The sequence below is a fragment of the Clostridium sp. genome (assembly GCF_036781005.1).
In the GTDB taxonomy this organism is placed as follows: Bacteria; Bacillota; Clostridia; order Clostridiales; family Clostridiaceae; genus Clostridium_B.
In genome coordinates, this window is the sequence record NZ_DAIQBT010000060.1 from 1 (window position 1) to 10088 (window position 10088).

The following is a 10088-nucleotide window of genomic DNA, read 5'->3' on the forward strand; positions in this document are numbered from 1 at the left end:
AAACTCATCTGTTATCTCCCATGATTGCTTTTGTATCATTTGCAGATCTCTCCCTCTCCCTTTTTCTTTATTATCGTATCATACCAGAAACTATTTAGGGATAAGCTCTTAATATTAAATAATTCTTCATCCAAAACTTTGGAGGGAAAATGGAGGGAAAATTTAATTTTAGGATAAAATAATAACCGTTGAAACTTAGTGTTTCCAACGGTTTCTGGTGCATCAGAGAGGACTTGAACCCCCGGCACGCTGGGACGTAATAATCAATTTTGCACAATCCCTCACTACCCCTAAACCCTGTTATACTGTCATTTCATTTCCCGTCTTGTCCCTTATTATACCCTTTTATTTTATTCTATAAGGGGTAAAAAAGGGGGTAAAATTTTCTGCAAGTAATTATTCATTATCTATCATCCCTATATATGTCCATATTAAATTATGTGCATTTCTGCAAGTTGTGCAACATAAAAAAGATAAAATCTAGACTTTGCAAAAACATCTGTACTATCTGTACTTTTACCCTGAAACCCTTGATATAAAAGGAAAGTACAGATAAATTATCTGTACTTTCATATCTGTACTATGTGTACTATCTGTACTTTTAATAAGAATTCATATTGTCAATCGTTATTATAGTTATCTTCCGTATAAGCAGTAATTTTTAAATCTGTCTTATATCCTTCTAAATCGTCTATATCTGTTATATAGTATTTTTTACCATTATGCTCTATAACACAACTCAAATCTATATCACTACGCCAATTTAGCTTAAATATAGCCTGTACTTTAGTATTTGCAATAATTGCTTGTTGAATTTCCTTTGTAGTTGCGTGTCTATAATATGCCCATATATTTTTATCCAAATAATCAAGCTTTCGGTCGGTTTCTCCCAATTCATTTTCATATTCTACATAATGCAGTATATTTATTTTTTTATTTTTTATATTTTTCATATCTACCACATCCTTATTGTATAGCCCTTATAAATTCTTCATAATGCTCATATAATCCAACATAGGAATCAAGCATAGAAGCCATACCATCAATACGTTGTTTTGCTGCCTGATTCTTAATTGGCACTATATTACCATTTCGGTCTGTCTGAACTCCAGTATTAGTAAGACACCATTTAAGAATAGGATTATTATTATAATTTATTTTCTTGGCTTGTAGGTCTGCCCCCATATTCTGCATTGGTAATGATAATGTTCTGGCTCCCTGGATACATCTAACCATTTTAAAGCCATATTGCTCCATTTCTTCAACCCAATATTTAGCTGAATAACTGTCATAGTAAATCCACAAAGGAGTAACACCATATTCATTTAACATTTCTAAAAACCATGCTGTAATATCTGAATAATTTATACTATTACCATTACATAATCTTAACAGTCCACGTTCTAGCCATTTATCATAAGGTATCTTTTCATGGTACACTCTTTTTTCAAAGTTATCATATGGCAACCAATACATTTGATGCACATATCTTTTATGGGTTTCTTTATCCATTAATAAAAGAGTTGCTGCTGTTAAATCTGTAGTAATGGATAAATCAGCTCCACCTATAGCATAGCAGTTTTTAAACATTGATATATCAAAGGTTTCAGGATTATTTATATCATCAAATGTAAGCCATGCACTGCTTATTGTATCCCTTATATTAAAATCTTTTGTTAATACGCCACTTATATCTTTTGGATTTTTTTTAGCTCTTTCAACTTTAACATCTAAATCATCAATCTTTTTAATTACACCTAATCCAGGGTTTGCCTTGTACCATGCTGCTGGACTTGTCCATTCTTCTTTTTTATCCAGTTCATAAAGAATAGGTAAAAAGGTATTATCTTCAAAATTACCATCAACTACATTACAAGCATACTCATATATATCATCAAAAATACATTCTCTGACGGTTCCGGCTGTAGTTATCATAATCATTAAAGGTTCCCGCCTTGCACTCATTGACTGTTTCATTACTTCATATAGGTTTCTATCTTTTATACTGTGTAACTCATCCATGATAACACAATGAGAGTTTAAACCATCAAGTGTATCACTATTTTTCCCTAATGGTTGAAATCGGCTCATAGTTAGAGGAAAATATAAATCTGTCTTACGTTTTCTAATATGTTTTGATAACTCTGGACTTTGTTTAACCATATTGTGTGTTTCATCAAACAATAATCTTGCTTGGTCTTTTTTACTGGCCACACTAAAAACCTCTGCCCCTCCTTCTCCGTCTGCAATCATCATATAGGCAGCTATACCACTTAACATTGTTGTTTTTCCATTCTTACGTGCCACATAAAACATACTTTCCCTATAACGCCTTAACCCTGTATATTTATCTACAAAACCAAATAAAGCAGTTATATAAGCCTTTTGAAATAGTTCTAATATGACTGGTTTTCCTGCCCATTCACCTTTTGAATGTTTACAAAACTTTTCTATAAATTCTATGGGTCTATTGGCTTTATTTTCGTCAAATATATATTTCCCTGGATTTTTAATATTTTTTACAAGTGCTTCATATTCCTTATAGACTCTCTTACTTACCACCAATTGGTTGTTAGTGATGCTTTTCCAATATTCAAGAATATAGTTCATATTAAGCCCCCTTTATAAAATCAATCAAAGGGTCTTTTTTTTCTTTCTCAATGACTGGTGGTAATAAATCTGTTACTTGTTTATATAAAAGACTGTACCTTTGAATAGTAGTGTTATAAGCTTTTAATGCTGGATGCTCTTTTAAAAATTCCTGACTACCATTTTTAAACAAGGTGGTTGTTCCTTCCTCTTCCACCTGACTCTTTAATTTAATAAGTGTCTGCTGCATAAAAACCAATTCATTGTACAGGCTCTGTGCTATTGGTTGTCTGTCTTTTGGTATTTCTTTTAATATTCTTTTAAGTTTTTTTAACTCTATTGAAATCTCTGTATTTTTCATAAAATCACCTACCTTTTTATTCCTTTTCCCACCCTAAATATAAAAAACCTCATGGAGAGGTTTTAAAATGGGGGCATACGGTCTTCGCCACAGCCCCTATATTTTCATACCTGGGGGGTATATATCAAATCTCCAGCACTATCAAAACTAACACCTTCAATACATGGATTACTACCATGTATAACATTATGACACTCAATGCATAATGCCTGTAAGTTATCCCAGTTCAACGTTATATTTGGATTATTAATATTTTGCGGTGTTATATGTTTTTTATGATGTGCTATATCTGCAGCCTTTCCACACCTTTCACATATATAATTTTTACTTTGCATAAAGCCATTACGACATTTAACCCACTCTTTACTTCTATAAAAATTTAATGCATATTTTTGAGCCATATTACCTCCAATTTAATCAACATTTATTAATTTTTATATCTTTTTTATGTGCTTTGAATGTATCATCACTAGGAGAAAGATACCTTCATCCACTGCCCTCAATCCTCCTATTTTCAATGCCTTTACAATTTTTTAATATCCAACGTACTTATAATTTAAAACAATACCTATATAGACAAATTAATACTTTAGTTTCCTTATAGCTTCCCTTACTACCTCTTGATCCATTCCAATATATCTCAATGTTGTTGCACTTGATTGATGCCCTAAAGCTTTCTGTACTAAACCTATATCTTTCTTGTTATCCATGTATAACCAATAAGCAAAGGTCTTTCTTGTACTATGGCATCCTATCCCACCTAAATTAAATTCATCTGCTATACCCTGCATTATTCTATAAGCCTGTGTCCTTGATATAGCCTTATCCCCTATCCTACTTTTTATAAGATAATCACTGTCCTTCATATCTTCCGTATATTCATCTATCATTTTTTTCAAATCCCTGTTCAGTACAATTTGAATTGTATGGCCTGTCTTCTGTTGTTTAACTTTTAGATTCCATTTTTTACGTGTATCTTTAACTTTCAGGTTCAAAATATCACTTATTCTCAAGCCACAAAATACGCCTAATCCAAACATGATGGCATTTCTTATATTTTTAGTTTTTAAATATTGTATTATATCCCTTACAGTCTCTTTGTCCTTTATAGGTTCAACCATTGCATTACCCCCATATTTTACGCATATGCTCATAGTTCTTATCCTGTAAGAATTGAACTATATATTTTAATTTTCTTTCTACCATACAATCTCTATCAACGAGTATCTTCGTTATATCGTTACTTGTGTATTTTCTTTCTCCAATCCAACTTCCTGTTTTAATCCTATATCCTAATTCATTTATATATTTTGCTACCTTTTGAACATTCTCCAATTCCAGATATTTCTTAAATATTATAGTTTCCAGGCTGTCACTTTTTTCTATGGCACTATTACTTTCAAGAACTTCTAACACACCTTTTATAATTTTCATTTCACTCCTGTATTTCGTTGTTACTTTCTTTGCCAATTCTTCATATTGTAATTTTTTACTTATTAAATTTTCATTCATATGCTATTCCCTCCCCATTGCTGTTAATGCCACAAGTAAACCATCAATGGTTTTATCATAGTCGCTTGTACCATCAAACCACTTCATTAATATAAATTTTGATACTTGTCTTGCCAATGGTTGTATTGGTTCTATGTCCCATGTTTTCCCTGTGGTGCTTTCTAAATATGATGGTATGGCTTCAAGTATAGGAGATATTACAGTGTCCAAGTCTTCACCATCAACCCTTAGTGTGTCTCTTGCTTCTTCTATGGTCATAATCATTAATATTCACCTCTCTAAATTAAGGGGTAGCGTTTCAACGTTACCCCTTACCCATTAATTACTAAACCTATTTTTAAGCTGCTGCCCTTGATAACTTTACAAATGCTTCTTTTACCAATGGCTTTGTGTCTGCTATTGCCATAGCTCTATAGTCTATCAGGCCACTTTTGAAACTACTGTCTCTGGAAGTCTCAACAATTATACCTTGTGGCATATTGTAACCCATGTAATTGAAGTTACCTAATAATATAACATCATCTGCAATATTATCATCAATAACAACTGGTTTCCCCAGTATATATCCTATTTCCTCATTCTTTGGGTCTGCAATAAATATTGGTCTACCCTGTGCATCTGTTAAGCTATATACTAAATTGTAAAGTGTTGAATTGCTCATAGCCCATTTTGCTCCGGCTCCATATCCTCTCTTTAACATTCCCATCATTTTTGTAAAATCTTTATACCCTGGATTTCCTGCTAATGCAAAGGTAAAACTATTTGTGGCATCCCAGGTAATGCCCGTTAATATTCCCGTTCCTTGCCCTGCCCCTGTTCCATTTACCAGAGCATCTGCTATACATTCCATTACACAATTTGTAAGCTCATCAATCATATAGCTTTCAAATGCCTGTATAGTCATTTTTTTAGCTGCTGCACTTATAGAGAATACTTTAATTATTTCATATGCTCCAAATAATACATTTACTATATTATCACTTGGATTTTCTGAACTTACTGTATTTCCTTCTATATGCCAATTTGCCTTATTGCTTGGTGTTGCTATTGGTATACTTAAATTTGTTGGTATATTAAAATTTCTGCAATTTGAAATTAAACCACCCATTTTACGTGCTTTAACTATAACTTCATTTAATGTAGATGTTGGTAATACTGCTGCACTGTTTGTAGTAGTACTAAATGAATCGGTTCTTCTTTCGGCATCAACAATTTCCATTGCCCTTGTGAATGTTTTATTTTCAACATCTGTAAGCTTTTGTCCTAACATAGTTTTATAAAAAGCACTTCTATATTCTTGACTTGAAAATACATCCCCTTCTGGTACTTTATTTTCATTGTTGTTAAAATTCATTCCAGTTATTGGATTAAATTGATTTCCGGCACCTGGTCTTTGATTTCTTTCTTCAATATTTACTTTTGCTTGTTTCAATCCTTCAAGTTCTATGTTCAAACCTTCAATGTCTGCATTTGGGTCTGTATCAATTATGCCGCCTATTTCTGATGCTCTCTTTTCAATATCCTGTATACTTGAGTTTCTATAAAAATTAAATACCTCTGCTATTGTTTTAAATTTCATATTTATACACTCCTTTTCAATATCTGGTTTACTTTTATCTTTAATTGCTGGATATTTTTTTGTTTATCCCATATTCCCTGTATGGCCGTCCTTGCTTCAATAGAGGTTTGGGGATAAGCAGGGAATGGGGTTATGCTAAACTCATATACCTTTTCTATTTTGTTTATTGTCCTGGTGTTGCTCTTTGCATCAAAATTATCTCCTCCAGGGGGTACTTTGAAAGCAAAACTCATACCAGATAAATCTCCCCTCTGTACTGCTGTATAAATTGATTTTCCTTCTTCGGTTATTGGTAATTCTGCGGTCATTTTAAGTCCTACCGGGTCCAAATTGAACCTCATTGTTTTTGGAGTACGTGCTAAAGGTACTTTAGTCAAGTCATGGTTGTATAAAAGCCTTATATCTGATAAATCGGCTGCATCTAAAGCCCCATTTCGTATTATTTCGGTATATGAACCAAATACATCATTTATTTTAGTTGGTGTATTAAATACTATCGGTATCCCTTCCAATATAAGGTTACTTTCTCCTGCTGGAACTGCTGCTCTTAAATTGGATGTTCTAAACTCCTTCATTCTCATTTCCTCCTTTACCATTCATTTGATACTGGTCTACAATATCTGTTGACACCACATTCAAAGTCTGAATCCTCCTGTCACCGTCCTCAACTGCTGGTAAATTTAATATTTCTAATGCCTGATTTATAGTAAATAATCCCAGGGGCATTAATTCTTTTAATATAGTGGTTTTTGTAGTGTTTGAAGCAAATTGCAGCCTGTTGGCTTCAAGTAGGATACTATTTCCAAATGCCTGTTCCCTTGGGGTAAATAGCTTGTCTGTTAATTCCAATGAAAATTGTACAGCTAAAGGTTCAATTACACTTTCATAAAATGCTGCCCATTCATTTTCACTGTAAGTACTATTTACGATATTCTCTGATATTCCTAAATAATCATATATTTTCTTTTTTACCGATTCTAATTGTTTATCATCAATTACATATGACTTCATTTCCAAAGGTACATAGTCAAATTTATTGTCTATTGCTGCAATTCCTCCAGTATTACTTACTGTCAAATAATCATTTATAAAAGCTTCTTTTTCTATTTTTAATTTTTCAGGACTTAACACTTGATTATATTTCAAAATACCCCTTATAGTTGCACTAGCTTTTATTGCATTTTCCATACCTTCACTTTGAGTATGTGCCAAATCCAATGTAGGCATTATTGCTGTATTTATATCCCCCAGTAAATCATTAGAATTAAAATGTCTTCTAATTGTAAAAACTTCATCATAAGGTAAAGTAAAATCCTTACCACCCATAAAATAAAATTTACAATATAATGCCCCTGTTGGGTCTGTGAGATATTCCATATTTAATGGCCTTAATGGATATATACCAGTTAAATAACCATTATCATCCTTTTGTAAGTAAGCAAAAGCATTATTATATAAATAATAGTGAGTTACCAACTTATAAATCATGTCATAAGTGGTCATATAAGGATTAGGTTTTACCTGTAACAACCTATTAAATTGGGCATCCCCATCCTTTCTCTGACCTGCTATTGTTACCACATGGGTTGGTTTAAGTTTTGCAGCATTTCTAGCTATTGCATCAACTGCTGCTCTATATATATCATTTTGGTATGCGTCACCACTAAAAGGAGTAAATATAGCAGGACTGCCATTCATAACCTCGGCACGTTCTGTAGTTGATGGACTTTTATTTTTCCCAAACAATTTATTTAAAAGGTTCATTGTAGATTTCTCCCATTCTTTTATATGTTAAAGGCACTTTATACCATCTCCTATAGTAACTAACAAGATACCTTCTATTAAGTTTTCAAAGAACTTTAAAATATTACTTCTTTTTAATCCATTAATTGTTTAAATTCTTCTTCTGAAAGCTCGGACAAATTATAATCATCACTTCTATAAAACATTGATTCTAAATCATATCCTTGTCTTTCTTTTTCCAATATAAATTGAATTTCTTCCTTAGTAAAATCTTTACTTTCATTCATAGCTTTAATGACATATTCTCTTTTTTTATTAATAGGCCTGTTTTTATCTAGCCATTGTAACAAAATCATATGAATTAAATCCTCTGGTTCGTCATACCTTAACTCTTTAGATACACAAGTATACTCGTTATAAATTTCCTTATTTATCAAGCAGCTTTCAACTTCCGTATCATCAAAGAAACTGTCTTTAAAATGTTTATAATATCTCTCTTCGGATATTCCCTCTATTATGGATTCCACATCTATTGAATCCATAAAACTAATAATATGTTTTTGATGTTCTAAATAGTAAAGTCCTTGACTTTTACTCTTTTTATAACCTAATCTTTTAATGGCCTTTCTCAAGGCATCTGAATTTGCATCAAATCCCATTTCAATATTTATGGAACTAAATTTTTCTCCTTCATTCAATCTGTCAATTACATCATATTCCGAAATTAACTCAATCCATTCATTTATAGTTTTATTTGCTTCCAACTACAATCATCCTCTCAAGGTTAAATGTATCTTTATTATTTACAATATTACACTTTTTTGTATTCTACTTGTGTCTTTTTCCGTCAAAACTTTTGGGACTTTTAAATTAACTATCAGTATAGATGTACATTATTTATTACACCTAAGAACTTTAAATTGTTTAACCCCGCCATAACTCCTCTCTTAAAATAATATCTGTTATCCAAACAAGCTAGATATCCTGTTTTATCGTCCAATTCATCCAGCAGGGTATGAAATTCTTCTAGAAGATGATCATATAGGATATGTTGTATCTCATTGCACCTAGAAACTAACTCTTCTCTACCTTCCATGTCGTCTATATATTCCACATCCTCCATAAGATGATTGTACTCATTTTCTATAGTTCCATTGACAATAACTTTAAATATCTCATATGGAGAAGTTCTCTTATGCGGTAAAGCAGTTTTATTTTTTATGACTTCATCTAAATTGTTTAATATTTCTTCTCTAGTTTCAATTACATCATCCTCTATACTCTTATTATTGTCGTTAGTTTCCCTTACTTCCACCTGTAGAAGATTTTTCACGAGGTCTTTTCTTACTTCTTCCAGTAATGTTTTTAATCTATTATTTGGAGCTGTTGAAGTAACTTCATCTAGTAATTCCAGTAAATGTTTTTTATTATTTTTCATAACTTTATACCTCCTGATTTTTACTATTTTGACTTAAGATCCTTTTTCCCATAGAAATTCACTTGTTGAGCAAATAAAAGAGCATTTATTGTATTTAGTACATAAGATTGATTCCTAGAATTTAGCTGTGAAATTAAGGAACCTATTTCAACTCCAGTTTTAATTACCAACGCTTGTTTATTCATGTTTTCCTCCTTGACATTTGCCACCAAAAGAAGTAAATTAAGAATGTAAGGGTTTGCTTCTTTTGGCAAACTTATTTTTTTATTTAAATGGGTTTATATCGTCTTTAATTTCTTCAAAATCAATAACTTCTATATCAAGCCAACATCTCAAACTATTACTCACCTTGTCTTTTACCCCAAAACTTTTAAGTTGTCTCCCAAACTGTACCTTATTCATTGGAGTAATTTCATTTAGATAACACCAGTTAAGGTAACTTCTATATACATCATCTTTTAAAATTCTACTGCCTTTTATAGGTGATGCTTCCATTTTAGATTTAAAGAATGAGTAGGCACTATCAACCTCTTGTCTATATTCTTCCATTTCATGCTCTGATGCTTCACTCATTGCAACTTTCCATTTGTTATTTTTAACTCTTTGAAGTCCTTCAAAACTCCACATAAAAACAATATCTAATTCATTAGCAATAATTCTATCTGCAATGCCTGTATCTTTAATCTTGTCCCTTATCCCTTCTGAAACTTCTTTTTCTGTGCCAAAGGATATATTAAAAGGTATAATTACAGGTCGCCTAAAAAATCCTGTGGACTTATCTGCTGCACTTGGCATCCTATTTAACCCAAAGAACATAGCTATGTTAAAACCCATTCTAACTAAATCCTTATTTTTCCTATTTACTA

The 10088-nt window shown here is 31.8% G+C and carries 14 protein-coding genes; all 14 read right to left on the minus strand.

What is annotated here, in order from left to right:
- Positions 1–620: 620 nt before the first annotated feature.
- A complete protein-coding gene (locus tag V7Q02_RS15150; protein WP_333861922.1) occupies positions 621–953 on the minus strand; it encodes a phage head closure protein in 333 nt (110 codons plus the stop codon).
- A gap of 13 nt (positions 954–966) precedes the next feature.
- Positions 967–2610 (minus strand): terminase large subunit, encoded by a 1644-nt coding sequence (locus tag V7Q02_RS15155; RefSeq protein ID WP_333861923.1) that lies wholly within the window; start codon positions 2608–2610, stop codon positions 967–969.
- Between the two features lies 1 nt (position 2611).
- Positions 2612–2950, minus strand: a complete 339-nt coding sequence (locus tag V7Q02_RS15160) for a hypothetical protein (RefSeq protein WP_333861924.1) — start codon at positions 2948–2950, stop codon at positions 2612–2614.
- A 104-nt stretch (positions 2951–3054) separates the two neighbouring features.
- The gene (locus tag V7Q02_RS15165) at positions 3055–3351 is read right to left on the minus strand and encodes an HNH endonuclease (RefSeq protein ID WP_333861925.1); all 297 of its coding nucleotides are present in this window, start codon (positions 3349–3351) and stop codon (positions 3055–3057) included.
- A gap of 180 nt (positions 3352–3531) precedes the next feature.
- Complete coding sequence (locus V7Q02_RS15170) at positions 3532–4071, minus strand: tyrosine-type recombinase/integrase (protein ID WP_333861926.1); 540 nt, start codon at positions 4069–4071, stop codon at positions 3532–3534.
- Positions 4072–4075: 4 nt separating this feature from the next.
- Positions 4076–4462, minus strand: coding sequence for a hypothetical protein (locus V7Q02_RS15175; RefSeq protein ID WP_333861927.1), 387 nt, complete (start codon positions 4460–4462; stop codon positions 4076–4078).
- Positions 4463–4465: 3 nt separating this feature from the next.
- Positions 4466–4720, minus strand: a complete 255-nt coding sequence (locus V7Q02_RS15180; RefSeq protein WP_333861928.1) for a head-tail connector protein — start codon at positions 4718–4720, stop codon at positions 4466–4468.
- Between the two features lie 79 nt (positions 4721–4799).
- Positions 4800–6041, minus strand: a complete 1242-nt coding sequence (locus V7Q02_RS15185; RefSeq protein ID WP_333861929.1) for a phage major capsid protein — start codon at positions 6039–6041, stop codon at positions 4800–4802.
- 2 nt (positions 6042–6043) lie between these two features.
- Positions 6044–6616 carry an HK97 family phage prohead protease gene (locus V7Q02_RS15190; RefSeq protein WP_333861930.1) on the minus strand — a complete coding sequence of 191 codons (573 nt, stop codon included), beginning with the start codon at positions 6614–6616 and terminating at the stop codon, positions 6044–6046.
- A complete protein-coding gene (locus tag V7Q02_RS15195) occupies positions 6603–7805 on the minus strand; it encodes a phage portal protein (RefSeq protein ID WP_333861931.1) in 1203 nt (400 codons plus the stop codon). Before V7Q02_RS15195 ends, V7Q02_RS15190 begins: the two co-directional genes overlap by 14 nt.
- Positions 7806–7918: 113 nt before the next feature.
- Positions 7919–8548, minus strand: a complete 630-nt coding sequence (locus tag V7Q02_RS15200) for a hypothetical protein (protein WP_333861932.1) — start codon at positions 8546–8548, stop codon at positions 7919–7921.
- Between the two features lie 113 nt (positions 8549–8661).
- On the minus strand, positions 8662–9222 hold the full coding sequence (locus V7Q02_RS15205) for a hypothetical protein (RefSeq protein WP_333861933.1): 561 nt from the start codon (positions 9220–9222) through the stop codon (positions 8662–8664).
- A gap of 23 nt (positions 9223–9245) precedes the next feature.
- A complete protein-coding gene (locus V7Q02_RS15210) occupies positions 9246–9407 on the minus strand; it encodes a hypothetical protein (protein ID WP_333861934.1) in 162 nt (53 codons plus the stop codon).
- Between the two features lie 79 nt (positions 9408–9486).
- On the minus strand, positions 9487–10088 hold a 602-nt coding region (locus V7Q02_RS15215), incomplete at its 5' end, for a primase-like DNA-binding domain-containing protein (protein ID WP_333861935.1).